This is a genomic window from Streptomyces sp. NPDC087270 (assembly GCF_044744625.1).
GTDB lineage: Bacteria > Actinomycetota > Actinomycetes > Streptomycetales > Streptomycetaceae > Actinacidiphila.
This window is the reverse complement of record NZ_JBIUYR010000037.1, coordinates 1-25,668: the sequence shown is the minus strand read 5'-3', so window position 1 is coordinate 25,668 and position 25,668 is coordinate 1. Positions and strand designations below refer to the sequence as shown.

Sequence of the window (25,668 nt, the reverse complement as noted above, 5' to 3'; positions counted from 1 at the left end):
CCGGGGCGCGTTCGCGGGACACAATGGTCCGTCGCCGGACCCGTCCGGCGCGGGGGTGGCGGTCCGTGAGGGAGGGCAAGACCTTGGCAGAGCAACCGGTGGCGCTCGACGACCTGCCCGCGATCCGCGGGCCCCGGATGGTCGGGCGGTCGGCGGAACTCGGCCGGGCCGTGAGCGGGCTGACCGCCGGCACCCCCGCGACCGTCTTCATCGAGGGCGAGGCGGGGATCGGCAAGACCCGGCTGCTCCAGGAGGTGCTGGCGACCCCCGCGCTCGACGGAGCGCTCATCGCGACCTGCCCGCCGTTCCGGGAGACGCTCACGCTCGCCCCGGTCGTGGACGCGGTGCGCCAGACCCGCACCGGGGTGGCCGCGATGGGCCTGTCCGCCCTGGCGGGGGCGCTGCGCCCGCTCTTCCCGGAGTGGGCCGACGTGCTGCCGCCCGCGCCCGAGCCGCTCGACGACGCCGGGGCCGCCCGGCACCGCCTCTTCCGCGCCCTGCGCGAACTCCTCGCCGGGTGCGGCACCGCCGTACTGGTCGTGGAGGACGCCCACTGGGCCGACGCGGCCACCCTGGACTTCCTGCTGTTCCTCGCCGCCCGGCCCGCCGCGGAACGGATCAGCCTGGTGCTGACCTACCGCCCGGAGGACGTACCGGCCGGCTCCCCACTGCTGCGCCTGGCCGCCAAACGCGCGCCCGGCACGGTCCACACCCGGATCGTGCTCACCCCGCTCAGCGTCGCCCAGACCGGGCAGTTCGTGTCCTCGATGCTGCACGACGAGCACGTCTCCGACGCGTTCGCGCTGTTCCTGCACACGCACACCTCGGGGCTCCTGCTCGCCCTGGAGGAGTCCGTGCGCCTGCTGGGCGACCGCGCCGACCTGATCCGGCGCGGCGGCGAGTGGCGGCGCAGGACCCTCACCCGGATCGAGGTCCCGCCGACGATCCGCGACGCCGTCCTGGAGCGTGCCGCCCGGCTCGCCCCCGACGACCGCCAGGTGCTGCGCGCCGCCGCCGTCCTCGCCGAACCCGTGCAGCCGGCAGTGCTGGTCACCGTGTCGGGGCTGCCGGACGCCCGCGCCCGTACCGCCCTGGCCGCGGCGGTCCGGGCCAGGGCGCTGGTCGAGGACCCCACCGGACGCGTCCACTTCCGCCATCTGCTGGCCGCCCGCGCGGTCTACGACGACATACCCGGCGGCGAGCGCCGGGCCCTGCACCTGCGCGCCGGCCGGGCCCTGGAGACCCTGTCCCCGGTCCCGATCGCCCGGCTGCCACGGCACTTCGGGGAAGCGGGCGACACCGGCGCCTGGCGGCTCTACACCGAGCGCGCCGCCGACCTCGCCCTCGCCTCGGGCGACCAGCCCGCCGCCGTCACGGCCCTGCACGCGCTGCTGTCGGCCGGCGACCTGCCGGCCGGAGATGTCGCGCGGCTGTGCCGGAAGTTCCCCGTCTTCGCCTTCTCCGGCTACCTCGGCAGCACCGAACTGCTCGGCGTGCTGGGCACCCTGCTCGACGGCGGTGCGCTGTCCCGGTCCGAACGCGGCCAGGTGCGGGCCCAGTTGGGCCGAATGCTGATGCAGACCGGGCAGTACTCCGCCGGCGTGGCCGAACTGGAGCGCGCCATCGCCGACCTCGACGACCATCCCTACGAGGCCGCCACGGCGATGAGTTCACTCAGCCGCCCGGCCGGCGCGGACTGGCCGGTCGCCGCCCACCGGCGCTGGCTCGACAAGTCGGTCGAGCTGGTCGAGGTCCGGGTCCCCGCGGACCGCCGGCTGACCTTCCGCGTCGACCGGGTGACCGCCCTGTTGCAGATGGGCGATCCCGACGGATGGGACGTCGCCGCCGGGCTCCCCCAGATCGCGGCCCGCCCGGACGACGAGCTGAGCGTCATCAGGGCCGACCTCAACATCGGTGACGCGGCGGTGCGTTGGGGGTTCTACCCGGAGGCGCGGCGCCGGCTGGACCGGGCCGCGGCGGCGGGCGCGAAGGGCGGGTACCTGCGGATGCGGGACATGGCCCAGGTGACCTCGGCCCACCTCGACTGGTACACCGGCCGCTGGCCGGGCCTGGCCGAACGCGCCGCCGCGCTCGCCGCCATCGAGGAGGAACCGCTGATCGCCCTCGACGGCCTGCTGATCACCGCGCTGCTCGCCTCGGCCGCCGCCACCGAGGCCGGTGAACTCGCCGCGGCGGGCGAGCGGTTCGAGCACGTCCTGACCGAGGTGACGCGCCGCGGCATCGTCGACATGGCGCTGGAGCCCGCGGCCGCTCTCGCGGCGCTGCGGCTCGCCGAGGGCCGCGTCGCCGACAGCCTCGCCCTCACCGACGAAGGCATGCGGGTCGTCACCCGCAAGGGGGTCTGGCTGTGGGCCACCGAGATCGCCCCGGTCCGGGTCCAGGCCGTTCTCGCTGCCGGCCGCGCCGACGAGGCCGGCGAACTCGTCACCCGGTACGCCCGAGGGCTGCGCGGCAGCACGTCGCTCACCGCCGAGGCGTCGCTGGCGGCGTGCCGGGCGTGGCTCGCCGAAGCGGGCGAACCCGCCGACCGGGCGGCCGCGCACTGGGAGGCGGTCGCCGCCGCGTGGGACCGGCTGCCGCGGCCCCACGCGGCGCTGCTCGCCCGGGAGCGGCGGGCCGTCGCGCTGGCCGCGGCGGGCCGTGACGGCGAGGCGGCCGACCTGCTCGCCGGCGTCGAGGCCGGGCTGCGGGCCCTGGGCGCCGAGCGCGACGCCCGACGGGTGGCCGCCCGGGACCGGCAGCCGGCCCGCGGCGGCCGGCGCGGCTACGGCGACCGGCTCTCGCCGCGGGAGCTGGAGGTGGTGCGGCTGATGCTGACCGGGCTGTCCACCCCGGACATCGCCAGGTCGCTGTCGCGTTCGCCGCGGACGGTCGCGGCGCAGCTCAACTCGGCGATGCGCAAGTACCAGGTGAAGTCCCGTACCGCCCTGGCGGTCGCCGCGCTCCAGGCCGGCGTCTCCCCCGCGGGGGCCTCCGGGTGAGCCCCGCCGCCCGGCCGGAGCGCCCGTCCTGCCCCGCCCGGATCACCGCCCGGTAGACGGCGCCTGGAGCACCTCACGGTGGACGGCCGCGGGCGCCTCGCGGGCGCGGCTCCGGGCGGGCCGCACTCCCCTGCCGCCCCCTGACGTACCGCAGGGCGTCGCGAGAGTGACGCGCGGGGGCAACGCGGCGGAACTTTAGGTCACTTGACGCATCGTGCGGCGGTCACCGCCGTCGCGATACTCACCTGGCGCGCACCGCCCCTCCCGCAACAACCGACGGAGAACACCCCTGTGAGCCGCTCTGGTGAGGACGTCCCGCACGACGGGCACCCGGCCGGACCACACCCCTCGGACGGCGCGACACCGTCCGAGGAGGAGCAGACCGCAACCGCACCACCCCCGCCCCCAGCGGACTCGGACGACGACCCCTTCGGGGGCTACGAACCCCTGTGACCGGGCGACCCGAGATCCCGAACACCGAAAGGCGACCCCCGCGTTGAAACGACCCATACGCCTGACCGGGCACCGCACGAGCAGAGTGGCGGCCCTCGGACTCGCCGCGGCCTGCGGCCTGTTCGTCGTGCCCGCCTCCCACGCCGAGGGAACACCTCCGGCCTCCTTCGTCCGGACCTCCGCCGCCCGGGCCGCCTCGGCGAGTTGCCAGGTGACGCTGCCCGGCGGCCTCAAGGCGACCGTCACCCCCGACGGCGCCCGGCTCACCGACCCGGCCGCCGCCACCGGGCAGACGGTGCTCTCCTTCCGCAGCGGAGGCCACCAGTACCTCATGCCGGCAAGCGCCACCGCCCGGTCCGCGACGAAGGGCCTGGCCGGGTACGACACCACCGCGCTCGCCCAACGCGCCTGCGGAGCCGACGCGTTCGCGCCGCCGACCGCTCAGCCGTCGTCGGCCCGCCACGGCTCGTACACCATGGGCCGGCTCACCGCGCACCTGATCGACACGGACGGCAAGCCCACCAACGGCGGTACGCTCCTCCTCGTCAGCGCCGACCGGACCGCCGACACGAACACGTTCTTCGCCGCCTACCGGGGCACGTTGAAGGTCAGCGTGCCCACCGGCCGCTACGAAGCCGTGTACGTGCAGGACAGGCACGTCACCATCGCGCCCGAGGTGACGATCGGCGACGGGACCAGCATCACCCTGGACGCCCGCACCTCGACCCACGAGATCAAGGCGCCGTCCACGCCTCGCCCGACCACGCTCGCCGACAGCGAGTTCGCCCTCTACCGCGGTGACGGCACGCCGGACGGCGACGCCGACAGCCTGGTCCTCCAGTTCCTCAGCCTGGGCTCCGACCCGCTCGGCGTCACGGTCAACACCACCGCGCCGGTGAAACACGGCCGGTTCGCGGCGGTGGCCACGGCCGATCTCGAAGGGCCCGCCGACGCACCGCGGCCGTACGTGTACCACGTCGCCGACTCCTACGACCACCTGCCGAGTTCGTACCCGACCACGATCGACCCGAAGTCGCTGTCCACGGTCACCCAGACCTTCTCCGCGCCCACCGGGCCGACCGGAACCGACCTGCTGGTCCAGAACGTGACACCCGTATGGGCCGCCACCGCCGGAGTGCGCAGCGCCACCGGGTTCGACTACGTCACGCCCGGCACCACCCTCACCGACTACGTGAGCACGTCCGCCGGCCTCGACTGGCGCACCCAGGTGCAGGACGAGCAGACCAGCCTCCTGCTCACCGGCAAGGACACCGTCCCCCGTGCCGGTTCCCACACCTCCGTGACGTGGGAGGCCGACGCCCCGCGGCCGGGCGTGCAGGTCGACACCGGCAGCAGCGCCGTCTACTGCGGCGCGTGCGCGAACGCGGACACCATGGTCTTCGGCATCGGCGAGGACGGCGACAGCACACCCGGCACCATGGGCGTGGGCTTCGACGACTCCGGCACCATCACCCTGACCCGGAACGGCACGGTCCAGGCCACCGGCACCGGCAGCCTGTTCGGGACCGCCGTCGATGTCCCGGCCGGCCGGGCCACCTACCGGCTGCGGCAGCAGACCACACGCGTCCACGGCGACCTGTCGCCCAGCACCGACACGACGTGGACCTTCACCGCGGACCCGGGCAAGGGCCGGGCCCTGCCGTCCCGGGTGCCCTGCACCGGACTGACCGGCCCCTGCGCCGCGCTGCCCCTGCTGTTCGCGTCCACCTCCACCGACGCGGACCTCCAGCACCGGCTCGCCACCGGCCGGCACAGCGTCGCCCTCGACGTGACGCGTGAGCAGTACTCCTCCAGCGCGCCGGTGACCGGCGCCACCCTCCAGGTGTCGTACGACGGCGGCACGACCTGGCAGGGCCTGCACGTCACCGGTGCCCACGGCGCCTACCGGGCCGCCTACACCGTCCCCGCTTCCGCTTCCGGCGGCACCGTGTCCTTCAAGCTCTCCGCATGGGACGGCCAGGGCAACCGCATCGACCAGGTCCTGCCGCGCGCCTACCAGGTGCGGTGACCGTGACCACTCCCGCTTCCCAGGAGCCCACTGTGACGAAATCACGCCTCTTCCGGCCGCTGGCCGGCTCGGTCGCGGTCGCCGCGACCGTCCTCGGCCTGCTCGCGGTCGTCTCGCCGTCCTCCTTCGGCGACGACAGCGCCGCCACCTCCGCGGCCGCCACCACCCCGGTGTCCGTCTGTTCCGCCCCGCCGCCCGGCCAACTCGCCTGCCAGGCCGAGGTCATGCCGGACCCGTCGGCCGCGGGGGCGCGGTCGTTCAGCGCCAAGGACGCCACGCTGCCCTCGGGCTACGGCCCGGCCGACATCCAGTCCGCGTACGCCATCGGCTCCGACGTGGCGGCGCACGCCGGCAAGGGCCGCACCGTGGCCGTCGTCGACGCCTACGACGCGCCCACGGTCGAGGCCGACCTCGCCGTCTACCGCGCCACCTACGGGCTGCCGGCCTGCACCACGGCCAACGGCTGCTTCCGCAAGGTCAACCAGCGGGGCGACGCCGCCCCGCTGCCCGCGGTCAACGCCAGTTGGGCGGTGGAGATCAGCCTGGACGTGGAGGCCGTCTCCGCGGCCTGCCCCGACTGCCACATCCTGCTGGTCGAGGCCGACATTCCCGGCGGCAGCTACCTCGGCGACGGCGTCGACACGGCGGTGCGGCTGGGCGCCGACGCGGTCTCCAACAGCTACAGCGCGACGGAGACCGACTCCTGGGACAACCTGGCCGCCGCGAAGGACGGCACGCCCGTCGGCGCCTCCTCCTACGTCCACCCCGGCGTGCCGATCCTCGCCGCCTCGGGCGACTCCGGCTACCAACTGGACGCGCCCTACCCGGCGGACCTCACCTCGGTCATCGCGGTCGGCGGCACCTCGCTGAACCGCAGTGACACCGCTCGGGGCTGGACCGAGACCGCGTGGGGACCGGGCCAGGCCCAGTCGGGGGCCGGCGCGGCCTGCTCGGCCCACGTCGACAAGCCGGCCTGGCAGCACGACACCGCCTGCCCGGGCCGGACCGTCGCCGACATCTCCGCCGTCGCCGACCCGTACACCGGGCTGGCGATCTACGACAGCACCCCGGACCCCGGCGACCAGCTGCCTGGCGGCTGGCTGCACGCCGGCGGCACCAGCGCGGCCACCCCGCTCGTCGCGGCCATGTACGTGATGGCCGGTGCCACGGCGACGGTCGACGACGCCTCGGGCCTGTACGCGCACCCCGGGCGGCTGAACGACGTCGCCGGCGGACGGAACGTCAGCATCCCCGGCAGCGGCCACGAGTGCCCCACCACCAGCTACCTGTGCACGTCCCTCCCGGGCTACGACGCCCCGACCGGCGTCGGCTCGCCCGACGGCCTGGCGTCGCTGCGGTCCTGAGACCCGGCGCGGGCCGGCGCCGGAGGTGAGGGCTCCGGACGCACCCGGCCCCGGCCACGAAGTCCGTGGCCGGGGCCGGGTCGTGCCCGTCCTCGTGCTCGCGCCCGGGGCCCGTCACGGCGTCACGGCGTCACGACGTCACGGCGTCACCGCGTCACCGCGTCACCGCGTCACGCTGCTCCGGAAGCGGCGCGCAGTTCCCGCTTGAGGACCTTCCCTGCCGCCGACATCGGGAACTGCGCCACGCTCTCCACGCTGCGCGGGCACTTGTAGCCGGCGATCTCCTGCTTGCAGAACGCCTGAAGTTCCTCCGCCGTGAGCGTGGCGCCGGGCACCAGGACGACCATGGCGTGCACCCGCTCGCCCCACTTGGCGTCGGGCAGGCCGATCACCGCGACCTGGGCGACCGCCGGATGCTTCGCGACCACGTTCTCGACCTCGGTCGAGTACACGTTCTCGCCGCCGCTGACGATCATGTCCTTGAGGCGGTCGACGATGTACACGTAGCCGCGTTCGTCCATGTAGCCGACGTCACCGGTGTGCATCCAGCCGTCCCGGACCGCCTCCTGGGTCTCGGCCGGCTTCTTCCAGTACCCCAGCATGACGTGGTCCCCGGCGGCGACGATCTCGCCGATCGTGCCGGGCGGCACCTCCGTGCCCTTCTCGTCCACGATCCGCACCCTGGCGTACGGGGCGGCCCGGCCGACCGACCGGCGCAGCACCGGGTCGTCGTGGTCCTCGTCCAGCAGCAGCGTGGTGGACGGGGACAGTTCGGTCATGCCGTACACCTGGAGGAACTGCGCGGACGGGAAGGCCGCGCGGGCGCGGGTCAGCAGCGTCTCGGAGATCGGGGACGCCCCGTAGGCCAGCAGTTCCAGGCTGCTCAGGTCGTAGGAACCCGCGTCGGGGTGGCTGACGATCGCGTCGATCATCGCCGGCACCAGCAGGGTCTGCTTGGCGCGGTGCTCCTCGATGGTGCGCAGCACCCCGGCCGGGTCGAACATGGCGACCGGCACCGTCGTCATGTCCGCCATCATGCCGACGATCCAGAAGGCGAACCCGGCCAGGTGGAAGGCCGGCGCGGCCAGGATGGACGTGCCGCCGCGCGGGAGGCGGGTGTGCAGCAGGGTGCCCAGGGCGGTGACGAAGAGCTGGCGGTGCCCCAGCATGACGCCCTTCGACACGCCGGTGGTGCCGCCGGTGTAGAAGACGCCGGCCATCGCGTCGCCCTGCCGGTGCACGTCCTCGACCGGTTCGGCGGCCAGCAGTTCGGCCAGCGGCACCAGGCCCTCGGGCGTGGGCTGGTCACCGCAGTGCACGATCGTGCGCAGGCCCGGGGTCCGCTCCCGCAGGGCCGACGCCATCGGCAGGAACGCGTCGTCGAGGAACAGGACGGACACGTCGGCGTCGTCCAGCGCGTACGCGTGCTCCGCCACGCTCCACCGGGTGTTGAGCGGGACGATGGCCGCGTCCGCCCACGCGGTGGCGAGCGCGGCCTGGCAGAACCGGTCGGTGTTCAGCGACAGCAGGCCCACCCGGTCGTCCTTGCGCACACCGAGCCCGATCAGCCCGCCCGCGATACGGCTGACCGCGTCGTAGGTCTCCCGGGCCGTGTACGTGCGCGCGCGGTACGCGGTGAACGGTATGTCGGGCGACTGCCGCACGGCTCGGTGCAACGATTGGGTGAGGTACATGGGTTGCCCTTCGTGACGTCGTTCTCGGTGGCTCGCGGGTTCCGGTCTCCGGCCGCCGTCGAGGGAGCCGAGGGAGCCGAGGGAGAGGTCGGAACCGCCGTGTGATGGCCGCCGGGCAGCGGCGGGCACCCTGGTGCGAGGAGCGGCCTGACGCGACGACCCGGTGAGCCCGCTCCTCGCATCAGGCGCCTGCCGCGCTCGCACCAAGTCGTTACTCCGCCTTGCGCTTCCCGGAGAACTTGAACGTCATGAACGCCGCCTTGACCTTGCCGCTCATGGTGTCGCCGTCCACGGTCCCGGTGGTCTTGACCTTGATCTTGGCCGGGGAGGTGAGTTTGGCGGTGTAGCTGAACTCCGTGCCGTGGATCTCGCCGTCGTCGATCGGGGTGCCGTCGAAGGTCCCGGTCATGGTCGTGCCGTCGGTGCTGAGCACCAGGTCGGCCTGCTTGTCACCGGTAGGACCCTGATACGTGATCGCCCAGGTGCCGTCGACCGTCATGTCATTCCTCCTGCTGATCGCTGATCGCTGATCGCTGCTCGTTACTCGCTGGTCGTTGCTCGCTGCTTGCTGCTTGCTGCTTGCTGCTCGTACCGGACGGTCTGCCCGGCCGCTTCCCTGCTGCTGCCCTCCTGCTGTCATCTCCCTCCGGCCGGCCGGTCTTCCGGCCGGTCAGTCTTCCTCCGCCGACCGGTCCGCCGTGAGCCACTTCTCGGTCGCTTCCGCGGTCGCCGCGGACGACGCCTCGATCAGGGAGAAGTGGTCGGCGGCGATCTCCACCTGGTCGTCGCAGACGTCCCACGCGGGCCAGTCGGAGACGTCGGCGTGCTCGCCCAGCGGCCGGCCCGCGCGGATCAGCAGGCTCGGGGCGCTGATCTCCTCCGGGCCGCGCTCGCCCAGCAGCCGTACGTAGCTGCCCATGGCGAGCCAGCTGGCGTCGTCGATCACGGCGGCCTCCTGCTCGCGGTCGAGGATCTCCGTCATCACCAGGGAGAAGACACCGAGGATCTCCTTCTCGTCCGTCGGCGTGGGGGTGTCGAGCATGACGACGCCGACCGGACCGGCGTCCTCCTCCTCCAGGCGGGCGGCGATCGAGTGCGCCATGACGCCTCCGATCGAGTAGCCGACCAGGACGAAGGGGTCGTCGCCGACCGCCCGGCGGACCGCTGCGACCAGGGCCGCGATCGCGGCGTGCCAGGAGCCCGGCGCCGAGTCCGTGCCCTGGAATCCCGGCAGGGTGCAGGCGAAGACGTCCCGCGTCCCCTCGAACCGGTCGGCGAACCGCATGAACTGGTGCGGGCCGGAGCCGGGCATGAAGGACGGCACGCACACCAGCTTCGGCAGGCCGCTGCCCGAGGCGAGCCGGACCACGTGCCCGCCGCCGTCCGGCAGCCCGGACGACGCGAAGGTGGGTCGGAACCTCGATGCCGCGGTGAGCAGCGGCAGCGCTTCGGCGATGGACTGCGTCGTGTGGGCGTGGTGCATCAGCGCGCTGAACGTGCCGTTGCCGGCCTGGCCCCCGGACGAGGCACGGGCGGCGTTCCCGGCCGCCGAGCGCGCTCCGCCCGAACCACCCGTGCCGGCCCCGGCGGCCGACTCGGCCGCGGCCTCGGTCGCGGCCTCGCTGAGCAGGAGCCGGGCGACGGCGGCGGGTTCGGGGTGGTCGAAGACCAGCGTGGTGGGCAGGCGCAGGCCGGTGGCCTGGGTGAGCCGGTTGCGCAGCTCGACCGCGGCCAGCGAGTCGAAGCCGAGGTCCCGGAACCCGCGGTCCGGGTCGACCGCTTCGGGCGAGGGGTGGCCGAGCACCGCGGCGACGTGCGTGCGGACCAGTTCGAGGGCGACCTGTGCGCGTTCGCTCTCGGGCACGGCGGTCAGCCGCCGGGTGAGCGCCCCGCCGGTCGCCGGGGTGCGGCGGGCCGGGGCGCTGACCAGGCCGGCCAGCAGCGGCGGCAGCAGGCCGCCGCCGGCCTGGGCGCGCAGCGCGACCGTGTCGAACCGGGCCGGGACCACCAGGGCCCGGTCGTGCCGGCTGCCCTGGTCGAACAGTTCCAGGCCCAGTGCGGCGGGCATGGGCTGGACGCCTTGGCGGGCCAGCCGGGCCAGCGCCGCCTCGTCGAGGCCGCCGGCCATCCCGGTCTCCTCGGCCCACAGGCCCCAGGCCAGCGACACGGCCGGGCGGCCCTGCGCGCGCCGCCGGGCGGCGAGCGCGTCCAGGACGGCGTTGGCGGCCGCGTAGTTGCCCTGTCCCGGGCTGCCGATCAGCCCGGCGGCGGAGGAGAACAGCACGAACGACCGCAGGTCCAGCTCCGCGGTCAACTCGTCGAGCAGCAGGGCCGCGTCGACCTTGGGCCGCATCACCCGGTCCACCTGCTCCGCCGTCAGCGACGTCACCACGCCGTCGTCCAGGACGCCGGCCGCGTGCACCACCGCGGTCAGCGGCACCTCCAACGAGCCCAGCAGAGCGGCCAGTTGCTCGCGGTCCGTCACGTCGCACGCCGCGACCCGAACCCGGCAGCCGGTCGCTTCCAGCTCCGCGGCGAGCGCGTCGGCCCCCGGCGCGGCCGGGCCCCGCCTGGACACCAGCACCAGGTGCCGGACCCCGCCCGCGGTGGCCAGGTGCCGCGCGACCAGCGCGCCCAGGCCCCCGGTGCCACCAGTCACCAGCACCGTGCCGTCCACGTCGAGCGGCCCGGGCACGGTGAGCACCACCTTGCCGGTGTTGCGGCCCTCCCGCAGGAACCGGAACGCCTCCTGCCCGTCCCTCACGTCCCAGGTCCGCACCGGCGCGTGGGACAGCACGCCCCGGTCGAACAGGTCCAGCACCGCGGTCAGCATCTCCTGGATGTGTTCCGGTCCGGCCTCGAACGCGTCGAACGCCCGGTACCGCACGTCCGGATGGGCCTCGGCCACCGCCCGCGGGTCGCGGACGTCGGCCTTGCCCATCTCCAGGAACCGTCCGCCGCGCGGCAGCAACCCGAGGGAGGCGTCGATGAACTCGCCGGCCAGCGCGTTGAGGACCACGTCCACCCCCGCGCCGTCGGTGACGCGCGCGAACGTGTCCGCGAACTCCAGGTCCCGCGACGACGCGATCCGCTCGGCCGGCACACCCAGGGCACGTACGGCGTCCCACTTGGCGGGGCTGGCGGTCGCGTAGACCTCCGCGCCCAGCCGCGTGGCGAGTTGCACCGCGGCCATCCCGACGCCGCCCGCCGCGGCGTGCACCAGCACCCGCTCCCCGGCCGTCAGTCCGGCCAGTTCCACGAGCCCGTAGTACGCCGTCAGGTAGACCACCGGCACCGCGGCCGCCTGCTCGTACGACCAGCCCGCGGGGATCGGCGCGACCATCCGCCGATCCGCGATCGCCGCCGTGCCGAATCCCTCGGGGATCAGGCCCATCACGCGGTCACCGGGCGCCAGGTCCGTGACCGCGGAGCCGGTCTCCAGGACGATGCCCGCCGCCTCACTGCCGAGCGGCGCGTCTCCCGGGTACAGGCCCAACGCGATCAGCACGTCGCGGAAGTTGAGCCCCGCGGCCCGTACCGCGACCCGGACCTCGCCCGCCGCCAGCGGGCGGTCGGCACCGGACGGGACGAGCGCCAGGCCCTCCAGCGATCCCTTCGCGACCGACGCCAGCGACCACGGCCCCTCGGCGGGCACCGCGGAGCCGGTCGACCGCGCCAGCCGCGGCGCCGTCACCCGCCCCTCGCGCACCGCGACCTGCGGTTCGTCGAGCGCGGCGAGCGCGGCCCAGTCCGGGCCCGTTCCCTCGCCGGCACCGCCGTCAACGGTGTCGCCGGCCGGGTCGAGGTCCACCAGGGCGAACCGTCCCGGGTGCTCGGACTGCGCGCTGCGCACCAGGCCCCACACCGGAGCCTGGCCGAGGTCGGGAGCCTCGTTGCCCACGCCGACGCCGCCGCGGGTCACCACCACGAGCCGTGTGCCGGCCAGCCGTTCGCTGTCCAGCCATCGCCGTATCAGCGCCAGCGCGTCCGCCGTGGCGGCACGCGCGGCGCCGGCCTCGTCGCCGGCCGGTGCCGTGGTCCCGACCGAACTCCCGACCGAGGTCACGACCGCCTCGGGCACCGCAGCGCCCGCGGCCAGGGCCGCTTCGAGCGCACCCAGGTCCGCGTACCGCTCCCCGGCTCCCGCCTGCTCGCCGAGGATCGCGACCCGGGCCGCGGCGGCACCGGCCGTGACCGGTATCCAGTCGACGGTGAACAGCGATCCGTCACCCGGCCGCCCCGCTCCCGCCAGCTGCGCGGGATCGATCGGACGGGAGGTGAACTCCCGTACGCAGGCGAGGGGTTGCCCGTTCTCGTCGGCGATGTCGATCCGGGTCGTGGACGGCCCGGCCGGGGTGATCCGGACCCGCGCCCGCGACACGCCGTGCTGGTCCAGGTGGACGCCGGACCAGGAGAACGGCAGCTCCACGGCCGCGCTCACGTCGTGGTCGAGCAGCCCGCCGTGCAGCGCGGCGTCCAGCAGTGCCGGGTGGATGCCGAACCCCTGGGCGGAGCCGGCCTGCTCGTCCGGCAGGACCACCTCGGCGTAGATCTCCTCGCCGTCGCGCCAGGCCGCCCGCAGCCCCTGGAAGACCGGCCCGTACTCGTAACCGGCCGCCGCCAGCCGCTCGTACAGCCCCTCGACGGGCACCGCGACGGCGCCCTCCGGCGGCCAGTACGCGGGGAACGGCACCGCGGGAGCCTCGACCTCCGAGCCGAGCTTGCCACGGGCGTGGCAGGTCGCCTCGGGGCGCTCGCCGTGTCCGCTGCCTTGCGGGCGGGTGTAGACGGCGAGGGCACGGTGGCCGTTCTCGTCGGGTTCCGCCACGGTGACCTGTAGGTCGACGGCCTCGCCGACGGGCAGGGGCAGCGGTGCCTGGAGGATCAGCTCCTCGACCACGGGGGCGTCGACCTGCCGTCCGGCGGCCAGCGCCAGTTCGGTCAGGGCGGCGCCGGGCACGAGGACCGTGCCGAGCACGGCGTGGTCGGCGAGCCAGGGCTGGGTCTCCAGGGACAGGCGCCCGGTCAGCAGCCACTCGTCACGGTCGCCGACCTGAACGGCGGCGACCAGCAGCGGGTGGTCCAGCCGCGCCTGCCCGGCCGCGGCCGCGTCGCCTGCCGCGGCACGGGGCAACAGCCAGTAGCGCTCGTGCTGGAAGGCGTACGTCGGCAGGGATACGGTCCTGGCACCGGTGCCGGCGTAGTACGCGGCCCAGTCGACCACGACCCCGGCCGCATGGGCCTGGCCGAGGAACCCGGCGAACGCCTCCGGCTCACCCTGACGAGCCCGCAACGCGGGCACCAGCACCGCCTCGCCATCCACCTCCTCCAAAACCTGACGGGCCAACGCGGTCAACGATCCATCCGGCCCCAACTCCAGGAACCGCGTCACCCCGAGCCCGGCCAACGCGCTGATCCCGTCAGCGAAGCGGACCGCCTCCCGCGCATGCCGCACCCAATACGACGGGTCCGCCAACTCACCCGGCACCGTCACCGCACCCGTCAGGTTCGACACCACCGGAATGACCGGCTCAGCGAACCGCAACCCGCCCGCCACCTCCGCGAACTCCGCCAACATCGGCTCCATCAACGCCGAGTGGAACGCATGAGACACCCGCAACCGGGTCGTCTTCACGCCCTCCCACACCGGAAGCCGCAGCCACTCCTCCAGCGCCTCCTGCTCACCCGAGACGACCACCGCACGCGGTCCGTTGATCGCCGCGACCGACAACCGGTCCTCGAACCCGGCCAAGGAAGCGCGCACTTGCTCTTCATCGGCCTGCACCGCCACCATCGCTCCGCCGGCCGGCAGCGCACCCATCAACCTGCCCCGAGCCGCCGCCAGCGCGCTCGCGTCCGGCAGGGACAGCACCCCGGCCACATGCGCCGCCGCGATCTCGCCCACCGAATGCCCGACCAGGAAGTCCGGCCTCATGCCGAGCGACTCCGCCAACCGGAACAACGCCACCTCGACCGCGAACAACCCCGCCTGCGTGAACTGCGTCGCGTTCAACAACCCGGCCTCCGCCGAGCCCTCTTCCGCCGCCAGCACCTGCGACAACGGCCGCTCCAACAGCGGGTCAAGCTCCGCGCACACCTCGTCCAGCGCCCGCTTGAATACCGGGAACACCGACGCCAACCCCAAGCCCATCCGGGCCCGCTGCGCCCCCTGACCCGAGAACACGAACGCCGTCTTCCCCGACGCCGCGCGTCCTTGAACGGTGCCCGCACCCGGTTCACCGACAGAGAGCGCCGCCAGCCCCGCCAGCAACGACTCCCGATCAGCAGCAGTCACCGCGGCACGATGCTCCAGATGCGCCCGCGTCGTCGCCGCCGAGAACGCCGTGTCCAGCACACCCAGGTCCGGCTGCGCCAGCAGGTGCTCCCGCAACCGACCGGCCTGCGCCCGCAACGCCACTTCATCCTTCGCCGAGACCAACACCGGCACCACGGGCCGGACTTCCCGTTCCGCCTGAGCGGACGCCCGCGAGCCCGTACCCGTGCCAGTGCCAGTGCCCGTACCCGCGCCCGATTCCGGCTCGCTGTCGCTCTGCGCGGGCGCCTCCTCCAGGATCAGGTGGGCATTCGTGCCCGAGACGCCGAAGGACGACACGCCCGCGCGGCGAGGCCGGCCGAGGTCGGTCCAGGGCCGGGCGTCGGTCAGCAGCTTGACCGCACCGGACTCCCAGTCCACGTGCCGGCTGGGCTCGTCGGCGTGCAGGGTGGCGGGAAGTTGCCGGTGCCGCAGCGCCTGCACCATCTTGATCACCCCGGCCACCCCGGAAGCAGCCGAGGAGTGGCCGATGTTCGACTTGACCGAGCCCAGCCACAGCGGCTGCTCGTCCGGGCGGTCCTGCCCGTATGTCGCCAGCAGCGCCTGAGCTTCGATCGGGTCACCGAGCCGGGTACCGGTCCCGTGGCCTTCCACCGCGTCGACGTCGGAGGGGCCGAGCCCGGCCGCGGCCAACGCCGCCCGGATCACCCGCTCCTGGGCCGGGCCGCTCGGCGCCGTAAGCCCGTTGGACGCGCCGTCCTGGTTCACCGCGCTGCCCCGGATCACGGCCAGCACGTTGTGTCCCAGGCGCTGCGCGTCCGACAGGCGCTCCATCACGACCAGGCCGACACCGTCGGAGAAGCCGGTGCCGTCAGCGCCTTCCGCGTACGACTTGCACCGGCCGTCGGGCGAGAGCCCGCGCTGCCGGGAGAACTCCACCAGCAGGAACGGCCCCGACATCACGGTCACGCCGCCGGCCAGCGCCATCGAGCACTCGCCGTTGCGCAGTGCCTGCGCGGCCAGGTGCATCGCCACCAGCGACGACGAGCACGCGGTGTCCACGGAGACCGCGGGGCCCTGGAGCCCGAAGGTGTAGCTCAGCCGTCCCGAGACCACGCTCGTCGTGGTCCCGGTCAGCCGGAATCCCTCCAGGTCCGGCGTCGCTCCACCGGCGTACTCCGACGCGACCGCGCCGCAGAACACGCCGGTGTCGCTGCCGCGCAGCGAGGCCGGGTCGATTCCGGCGTCCTCCAGCGCCTCCCAGGCACCTTCGAGCAGCAACCGCTGCTGCGGGTCCATCGCCAGCGCCTCGCGCGGGCTGATCCCGAAGAACCCGGCATCGAAGTCCCCGGCCCCGTCGAGATATCCGCCGCCGCGCGTGTACACGGTGCCGGCCTGGTCGGGGTCCGGGTCGTACAGCCGCTCCAGGTCCCAGCCACGGTCACCGGGCAGCTCCGATATCGCGTCCCGACCCGCAGCGACCAGGTCCCACAACTGCTCGGGCGATGCAGCGCCGCCCGGGTAGCGGCAGCTCATGCCCACGATCGCCAGCGGCTCGTCCGCATCCGCCCGCCGCCGGGCCGGAACCCGTACGGCAGGGGCGGCGACGGCACCGGATTCGGCGCCGGGCACCTGGGTCACCAGGAACCGCGCCACCGCCGCCGAGGTCGGATGGTCGAACACCAAGGTCGCGGGCAACTTGAGTCCGGTCGCCTGGGCCAGCCGGTTGCGCAGCTCGACCGCGGCCAGCGAGTCGAAGCCCAGCTCCTTGAACGCGCGCTCCGCGTCGACCGCCGACGCCGACGCGTGCCCGAGCACCGCCGCCACCTGCGCCGTCACCAGGTCAAGGGCCACCTGCTCCCACTGCTCGCGCTCGACTCCCGCGAGCCGGGTCGCCAGCGACCCACCGCCGCCGCCCGCGCGGGCCGGGCGGCCCGGCGAACGCACCAGCCCGGCCAGCAACGGCACCGCCGTCCCGGCCCGAGCCTGCGCCCGCAACGCGGCCAGGTCCACTTGGACCGGGGCGACCAGCGCGGCGTCCACCCGCTGTGCCGCGTCGAGCAGTTCGAGGCCGAACTCGGCCGCCATGGGCTGCACACCCATCCGGCTGAGCCTGGTCAGTTGCGCGGCGTCCAGCTCCCCGGTCATGCCGGTCTCCGCCGCCCACAGACCCCACGCCAGCGACACCGCCGGACGACCCTGCGCCCGCCGCCACGCCGCCAACGCGTCCAACCCGGCATTCGCCGCAGCGTAGTTGCCCTGCCCCGCACTCCCGATCAACGCGGCGACCGAGGAGAACAGCACGAACGACTGGAGATCGGTGCCGGCCGTCAACTCGTCGAGCAGCAGAGCCGCGTCCAGCTTCGGCCGCATCACCCGCTCAAGCTGCTCCGGCGTCATCGACTCCAGCAGCCCGTCGTCCAGGACGCCGGCCGCGTGCACCACGCCCGCCAGCGGAACCTCCAACGATCCGAGGAGAGAGGTCAGTTGCTCCCGGTCGGCCACATCACACGCGGCAACCCGAACGTGGCACCCGGCCGCTTCCAACTCCGCGGCGAGTTCGCTCGCACCCGGCGTCTCCAGACCCCGCCTCGACGCCAGCACCAGATGCCGCGCCCCACCAACGGTGACCAAGTGCCGTGCCACCAGCGCACCCAGACCCCCGGTCCCACCCGTCACCAGCACCGCGTGACCCGGGTCCGCCGGCTGCGGAACCGTGAACACCACCTTGCCGGTGTTACGCCCCTCCCGCAGGAACCGGAACGCCTCCGCATACCGGCGGATATCCCAGGTACGGATGGGCGCATGGGACAACACGCCCCCGTCGAGCATCTCCAGAATCTCACCGAGCATCTGCCCCAGCCGCTCAGGACTCACCTCGAAAAGGTCGAACGCCCGGTACTCCACACCCGGATGAGCCTCAGCCACCGCCTGCGGGTCGCGAACGTCCGCCTTCCCCATCTCCAGGAACCGCCCACCCCGCGGCAGCAACCCGAGCGAGGCGTCAACGAACTCACCCGCCAGCGCGTCCAGCACCACATCCACACCCGCACCGCCCGTGACGCGCGCGAACACCTCCGCGAACTCCAGGTCACGCGACGACGCGATCCGCTCGCTCGGCACACCCAACGCCCGTACGGCATCCCACTTCGCCGGACTCGCCGTCGCATAGACCTCCGCACCCAGATGCGCGGCGATCTGCACCGCCGCCATCCCGACGCCGCCCGCCGCGGAATGCACCAGGACGCGTTCCCCGGCTTCGAGTCCGGCCAGGTGCACCAGTCCGTAGTAGGCGGTCAGGTAGACCACCGGCACCGCGGCGGCCTGCTCGTACGACCAGCCCTCGGGGATCGGCGCGACCATCCGCCGATCCGCGATCACGACAGGTCCGAAGGTGTCGGCGGTCAGACCCATCACCCGGTCGCCGGGCGCGAGGTCCGTGACTCCGGGGCCGGTCTCGAGGACGGTCCCGGCGGCTTCGCTGCCGAGCGTGGCGTCGCCGGGGTAGAGGCCGAGCGTGATGAGCACGTCGCGGAAGTTGAGTCCCGCGGCCCGCACCGCGATCCGGACCTCGCCCGCGGCCAGCAGGCGGTCGGTGTCGGAGGGGACGAGCGCCAGGCCCTCCAGCGATCCCTTGGTGACCGCTTGCAGCAGCCACGGCCCTTCGGTGGGCGCCGCCGACGCGGTCGCCCGGGCCAGCCGGGGTGCCAGCACCCGCCCGCCGCGCACCGCGACCTGCGCGTCTCCCAGACCGGCGAGCGCGGCCCAGTCCGGCGCCGTTCCTTCGCCGGCACCGCTGCCCGCGTTGTCAGAGCTGTTGGCGGTGTCGCCGGTGTCGCCGGCCGGGTCGAGGTCCACCAGGGCGAACCGTCCCGGGTGCTCGGACTGCGCGCTGCGCACCAGACCCCACGCGGCAGCCGCCGCCACATCCGGCGCCTCCCCACCGGTCGAGACCGCACCCCGCGTCACCAGCACCAACCGCGCACCCGACAACGCATCCGCGGCCAGCCACCCCTGCACCAGCTCCAGCGTCCGCGCCGCCACCGCACGTACCGAACGCGCCACGTCCACCGCGCCGTCGTCCGCCGCGCCGCCTTCGGGCACCGTGCCGGACGGCACCACCGTCAGCACCGCGTCCGGCACCGTCGCACCGGCCGCGACCGCGCCGACCAGGGCGTCGAGGTCCGCGAAACGCTCGCCGGCCGCCGTACCCTCCTGCGCACCCGGCACCGCGACCTCACCGAGCACCGCGACGCTCGCCGGGGCAGCGCCGTCCGCGCCCGCGACCTCGGCCCACTCCATCGTGAACAGCGAGCCGTCGGCCGCCCGCGCGGCACCCGCCAACTGCGCCTGGTCCACCGGCCGGGAGGCGAGTTCCCGTACGCAGGCGATCAGCCCGCCGTTCTCGTCGGCGATGTCGATCCGGCTCGCGGACCGTCCGGCCGGGGTGATCCGGACCCGCGCCCGCGACACCCCGCGCTGGTCCAGCCGGACGCCGGACCAGGAGAACGGCAGCTCCACCGCCGACGTCCCGTCCCGGTCGAGCAGCCCGCCGTGCAGCGCGGCGTCGAGCAGGGCCGGGTGAATCCCGAACTCCCGCGCGGACCCGGCTTCCTCGGGGAGGGCGATCTCGGCGTAGACGTCCTGACCGTCGCGCCAGGCCGCCCGCAGCGCCTGGAACGCGGGGCCGTACTCGTACTCGGCGTCGGCCAGCCGCTCGTACAGTCCCTCGACCGGGACCGGTTCGGCGCCCGGCGGCGGCCACTCGGCCGGGAACGCCAGCGCGAGCAGGCCGGTCTCCTCGGCCAGCACACCTCGTGCGTGGCAGGTCATCACGTCGTCCGCCGGGGCCGGGCCGTCCTGCTCGGCGGCACGCGACCGGGTGTAGATCGCCACGTCGCGGCGGCCGTCGAGGCCCGGTTCGCCGACCATGACCTGCAACGGCACCGCCTCGTGGACGGGCACCGGCAGCGGGACCTGGAGGACGAGTTCGTCCACCACCGGGCAGCCCACCTGCCGGCCGGCCGCCAGGGCGAGTTCCACCAGTGCCGCGCCCGGTGCGATGACCGCGCCGAGGACGGCGTGGTCCGCGCTCCACGGCTGGACCTCCTGCGACAGCCGCCCGGCGAAGAGCCACTGGCCCTGGTCGCCGACCGGGACCGCGGCGGTGAGCAGCGGGTGGTCGAGCCTGCCCAGCCCGGATACGGCGGGGTCGCCCGCCCCGGTGAGCGAGGACAGCCAGTAGCGCTCGTGCTGGAAGGCGTACGTCGGCAGGGATACGGCCCTGGCACCGGTGCCGGCGTAGTACGCGGCCCAGTCGACCACGACCCCGGCCGCGTGGGCCTGGCCGAGGAACCCGGCGAACGCCTCCGGCTCACCCTGACGAGCCCGCAACGCGGGCACCAGCACCGCCTCGCCGTCCACCTCCTCCAAAACCTGACGGGCCAGCGCGGTCAACGATCCATCCGGCCCCAACTCCAGGAACCGCGTCACCCCGAGCCCGGCCAACGCGGTGATCCCATCAGCGAAGCGCACCGCCTCCCGCGCATGCCGCACCCAATACGACGGGTCCGCCAACTCACCCGGCACCGTCACCGCACCCGTCAGGTTCGACACCACCGGAATGACCGGCTCAGCAAACCGCAAACGGCCCGCCACCTCCGCGAACTCCGCCAACATCGGCTCCATCAACGCCGAGTGGAACGCATGAGACACCCGCAACCGGGTCGTCTTCACCCCCTCCCACACCGGAAGCCGCAGCCACTCCTCCAGCGCCTCCTGCTCACCGGACACCACGACCGCCCGGGCACCGTTCACCGCGGCAATCGACAACCGGTCCTCGAACCCGGCCAACGACTCCCGCACCTGCTCCTCACCAGCCTGCACCGCCACCATCCCGCCGCCGGCCGGCAGCGCACCCATCAACCTGCCCCGAGCCGCCACCAACGCGCTCGCGTCCGGCAGGGACAGCACCCCGGCCACATGCGCCGCCGCGATCTCCCCCACCGAGTGACCGACCAGGAAGTCCGGCCGAATCCCCAGCGACTCCGCCAACCGGAACAACGCCACCTCGACCGCGAACAACCCCGCCTGCGTGAACTGCGTCGCGTTCAACAACCCGGCCTCCACCGAGCCCTCTTCCGCCGCCAACACCTCCGACAACGGCCGCTCCAACAACGGATCAAGCTCCGCACACACCTCCTCCAGCGCCCGCTTGAACACCGGGAACACCGACGCCAACCCCAACCCCATCCGCGCCCGCTGCGCCCCCTGACCCGAGAACACGAACGCCGTCTTCCCCGACGCCGCCCGCCCCTGCACCACACCCGCACCCGGCTCACCCAGCGACAGCGCCGCCAGCCCCGCCAGCAACGACTCCCGATCAGCAGCAGTCACCGCCGCACGATGCTCCAGATGCGCCCGCGTCGTCGCCGCCGAGAACGCCGTGTCCAACACACCAAGCTCCGACCGCGCCAGCAGATGCTCCCGCAACCGACCGGCCTGCGCCCGCAACGCCACTTCATCCTTCGCCGACACCACCACCGGCACCACGGGCAGCACCACCTCGGGCTGCTGCTCGGGCTCCTCGGCGAGCGCCGGGGCCTCTTCCACGATCACGTGCGCGTTGGTGCCGCTGACGCCGAAGGACGACACGCCCGCACGGCGCACCCGCTCCCCCGCCGGCCAGGGCCGGGCCTCGGTCAGCAGCCTGACCGCGCCCGACTCCCAGTCCACGTGCGGGGACGGGGCGTCCACGTGCAAGGTGGCGGGGAGTTGCTCGTGCCGCAGCGCCTGCACCATCTTGATGACGCCGGCCACGCCGGCCGCCGTCGAGGAGTGGCCGATGTTCGACTTGATCGAGCCCAGCCACAGGGGCTGCCCGGCGTCGCGGCGCTGGCCGTAGGTCGCCAGCAGCGCGTGCGCCTCGATCGGGTCTCCCAGCCGGGTACCTGTGCCGTGGCCCTCGACCGCGTCGACCTGGTCAGGGCGCAGGCCCGCCGAGGCCAACGCGGTCCGGATCACGCGTTCCTGGGCCGGGCCGCTCGGCGCCGTGAGCCCGTTCGACGCGCCGTCCTGGTTCACCGCGGTGCCTCGCAGCACCGCCAGCACGTTGTGCCCCAGACGGCGGGCGTCCGACAGGCGCTCCAGCACGATCAGGCCGAGGCCGTCGGAGAAGCCGGTCCCGTCGGCGCCCTCCGCGTACGACCGGCACCGGCCGTCGGGTGACAGGCCGCGCTGCCGGGAGAACTCCACCAGCAGGAACGGCCCGGACAGGACCGTCACGCCGCCGGCCAGCGCCATCGAGCACTCACCGGAACGCAGCGCCTGCGCGGCCAGGTGCATCGCCACCAGGGACGACGAGCACGCGGTGTCCACGGAGACCGCGGGACCTTCCAGGCCCAGGCTGTACGCCACCCGGCCCGAGACCACGCTCGTGGTTCCGCCGGTCATCCGGAACCCTTCGAGCTCCGGCCCGCCGCCTCCGGTCATCAGCCCCGAGACGTAGTCGGAGGGGCCGACGCCGCAGAAGACGCCGGTGTCGCTGCCGCGCAGCGAGGCCGGGTCGATCCCGGCGTCCTCCAGCGCCTCCCAGGCACCTTCGAGCAGCAACCGCTGCTGCGGGTCCATCGCCAGCGCCTCGCGCGGGCTGATCCCGAAGAACCCCGCGTCGAAGTCCCCGGCCTCGTCGAGGAACCCGCCGCCGCGCGTGTACACGGTGCCGGCCTGGTCGGGGTCCGGGTCGTACAGCCGCTCCAAGTTCCAACCACGGTCACCGGGCAGCTCCGATATCGCGTCCCGACCCGCAGCGACCAGGTCCCACAACTGCTCGGGCGACGACGCGCCACCCGGATACCGGCAGCTCATGCCCACGATCGCCAGCGGCTCGTCCGCATCCGCCCGCCGCCGGGCCGGAACCCGCGCCGCCACCGCCTTCCCGGGGCTCACGCCCGACATCTGCGTCACCAGGAACTTCGCGACCGCCGTCGGCCTCGGGTGGTCGAATATCAGGGTGGCGGGGAGCTTGACTCCGGTCGCCTGGGCCAGCCGGTTGCGCAGTTCGACCGCGGAGAGCGAGTCGAAGCCCAGCTCCTTGAAGGCCCGTCCCGCGTCGACCGCCGACGCCGACGCGTGCCCGAGCACCGCCGCCACCTGCGCGGTCACCACATCGAGCGCCACCTGTTCCCACTGCTCCCGGTCCACCCCGGCCAGCCGGGTCGCGAGGGACCCGCCGCCGCCCGCGCGGGCCGGGCGGCCCGGCGAACGCACCAGCCCGGCCAGCAACGGCACCGCCGTCCCGGCCCGGGCCTGCGCCCGCAGCGCGGCCAGATCCAGTTGGACCGGCGCGACCAGCGCGGCATCCACCCGCTGCGCGGTGCCCAGCAGTTCGAGACCCAGCTCCGAGGAGAGCGGCTGTACGCCCAGCCGGTTCAGCCTGGTCAGTTGCGCGGCGTCCAGTTCCCCGGTCATGCCGGTCTCCGCCGCCCACAGGCCCCACGCCAGCGATACGGCCGGGCGCCTCCGTGCCCGCCGTCGCGCCGCCAGCGCGTCCAACCCGGCGTTCGCCGCAGCGTAGTTGCCCTGTCCCGCGCTTCCGATCAGCGCGGCGACCGAGGAGAACAGCACGAACGACCGCAGGTCCAGCTCCGCCGTCAACTCGTCGAGCAGCAGCGCCGCTTCGAGCTTCGGCCGCATCACCCGCTCAAGCTGCTCCGGCGTCATCGACTCCAGCAGCCCGTCGTCCAGGACACCGGCCGCGTGCACCACGCCCGCCAGCGGAACCTCCAACGAGCCCAGCAGCGCGGTCAGTTGCTCCCGGTCGGCCACATCGCACGCAGCAACCTGCACCCGGCAACCCGCGGCCTCCAACTCCGCGGCGAGTTCGCTCGCGCCCGGCGCCTCCAGACCCCGCCTCGACGCCAGCACCAGATGCCGCGCACCACCAACGGTGACCAAGTGCCGTGCCACCAGCGCACCCAGACCCCCGGTGCCACCCGTCACCAGCACCGTGCTGTCCGCACCGGCGCCCAGCAGCGGCTCCGTCCCCAGTGCCGCGGGCACGACGGCCCGCGTCAGCCGGGGAGCGAGCACCTGCCCGCCGCGCACCGCCACCTGCGGCTCGTCGTACGCGGCGAGCGCGGTCCAGTCCGGCCCCGCCCCTCCGTCGCCGCCGGCCGGCTCCAGGTGCGGGTCCAGCTCCGGGTCGAGGTCCACCAGGGTGAACCGTCCCGGGTGCTCCGACTGCGCGCTGCGCACCAGACCCCACGCGGCAGCCGCCGCCACATCCGGCGCCTCCCCACCGGTCGAGACCGCACCCCGCGTCACCAGCACCAACCGCGCACCCGACAACGCATCCGCGGCCAGCCACCCCTGCACCAGACCCAGCGTCGCCTCGGCCGCCGCATGTGCCGACCGCGCGACGTCCACCGCGGCACCGTCGAGTTCCACCGCGGCGGACGGCACCACCGTCACCACCGCGTCCGGCGCCTCGGCACCCGCGGCGACCGCCGCGACCAGCGCCCCGAGATCCGCGAAGTGCTCGTCCGTACCGGTCGGTTCACCGATGCCGGCCACCCGCGGCCGGGCCGTGTCCGCGGCCTGCGCGACGGGGCTCCACTCCACCGTGTAGAGCGATCCGGCCTCCGGGCGCCGCGCGCCTTCCAGTTGCCCCTGGTCCACCGGCCGGAAGGCGAGCTGCTCGGCGCTGAAGACCAGTTCGCCCTGCTCGTCGGCGATGTCGGCCCGCAGCGTGGAGTCGGCCGTCGAGGTGATACGGACCCGCACCCGGCCGGAGCCGGGCAGTCCGAGCCGCACGCCCGACCAGGAGAAGGGCAGTTGGGCGGCGTGGTCCTCACCCGTGTCGAGCCAGCCGAGTCCTCCGTGCAGCGAGGCGTCGAGGAGCCCGGGGTGGATGCCGTACTGGCGGGCACTCGCGATGTGGTCGTCGGGGAGGGCGACCTCCGCGTAGATGTACTCGTCCTGCTCCCAGGCGGTGTGCAGGCCCTTGAAGGAGGGGCCGTAGTCGTAGCCGAGGCCGGCGAGGCGGTCGTAGAGGTCGTGGACGGCGACGGGGCGGGCGTCCTGCGGCGGCCAGGTCTGCGCCCAGTCCGCGGGTGCGGGGACACCGGTGTCGGGTGTCAGGATGCCGCGGGCGTGGCAGGTGGGCTGGACGCTCTCCTGCCCCTTGCTCTCGCTCGGCGCGGTGTAGATCGCGAGTTCACGGCGTCCGTCCTCGTCGGGCGCGGCCACCGTGACCTGGAGGTCGAGCTCGTCGCCCTCGGACAGCAGCAGCGGAACCTGGAGCACCAGTTCCTCGACGACCGGGCAGTCCACCTGGCCGCCCGCCGCCAGTGCCAGTTCCACCAGGGCGACGCCGGGAACGATCACCATGCCGAACACTGCGTGGTCGCGGACCCATGCCTGCGAGTCCAACGACACGCGCCCGGTGAACACCCACTCCCCCCGGTCGCCGACCCGCACCGCGGCCGACAGCATCGGATGCCCGAACCGCGCCAACCCAGCACCCGCCAGATCCCCGCCCCCGGCCCCCACCGGCAGCCAATACCGCGACCGCTGGAACGCATACCCCGGCAGATCAACCCGCCGACCGCCACTCCCAGCAAAGAACGCGGACCAATCCACCCCCACACCCGCCACATGCGCCTCAGCAAGCGACATCGCGAACCGACCCGGACCACCCTCACCACGCCGCAACGACCCGATCACCCGAACCCGATCACCACCCTCCACCTCACCCACCGTCTCCGACACCGCAGAAACCAACACCGGATGCGGCGACATCTCCACAAAGAACCCCGCACCCTCCGCCACCAACTCCCGCACCGCACCCTCA

The 25,668-nt window shown here is 74.0% G+C and carries 6 protein-coding genes; 3 read left to right on the top strand and 3 right to left on the bottom strand.

What is annotated here, in order from left to right:
• Positions 1-83: 83 nt before the first annotated feature.
• From ACIPAE_RS39440 to ACIPAE_RS39430, 3 genes are all read left to right on the top strand, one after another.
• Positions 84-3,002, top strand: coding sequence for an ATP-binding protein (locus tag ACIPAE_RS39440; protein ID WP_402452245.1), 2,919 nt, complete (start codon positions 84-86; stop codon positions 3,000-3,002).
• A gap of 496 nt (positions 3,003-3,498) precedes the next feature.
• The gene (locus tag ACIPAE_RS39435) at positions 3,499-5,484 is read left to right on the top strand and encodes a hypothetical protein (protein ID WP_402452243.1); all 1,986 of its coding nucleotides are present in this window, start codon (positions 3,499-3,501) and stop codon (positions 5,482-5,484) included.
• 32 nt (positions 5,485-5,516) lie between these two features.
• Positions 5,517-6,848 (top strand): S8 family serine peptidase, encoded by a 1,332-nt coding sequence (locus ACIPAE_RS39430; protein ID WP_402452241.1) that lies wholly within the window; start codon positions 5,517-5,519, stop codon positions 6,846-6,848.
• 170 nt (positions 6,849-7,018) lie between these two features.
• Here ACIPAE_RS39430 and ACIPAE_RS39425 read toward each other — a convergent pair whose 3' ends face one another.
• The 3 genes from ACIPAE_RS39425 to ACIPAE_RS39415 form a co-directional block, all read right to left on the bottom strand.
• Positions 7,019-8,542, bottom strand: a complete 1,524-nt coding sequence (locus tag ACIPAE_RS39425; protein ID WP_402452239.1) for a long-chain-fatty-acid--CoA ligase — start codon at positions 8,540-8,542, stop codon at positions 7,019-7,021.
• 211 nt (positions 8,543-8,753) lie between these two features.
• Entirely contained in the window at positions 8,754-9,041 is a 288-nt protein-coding gene (locus tag ACIPAE_RS39420) for a hypothetical protein (RefSeq protein ID WP_328463495.1), read from the bottom strand.
• 171 nt (positions 9,042-9,212) lie between these two features.
• Positions 9,213-25,310: an SDR family NAD(P)-dependent oxidoreductase gene (locus ACIPAE_RS39415; RefSeq protein WP_402452236.1), complete on the bottom strand. Its 16,098-nt coding sequence runs from the start codon at positions 25,308-25,310 to the stop codon at positions 9,213-9,215.
• Positions 25,311-25,668 lie beyond the last annotated feature (358 nt).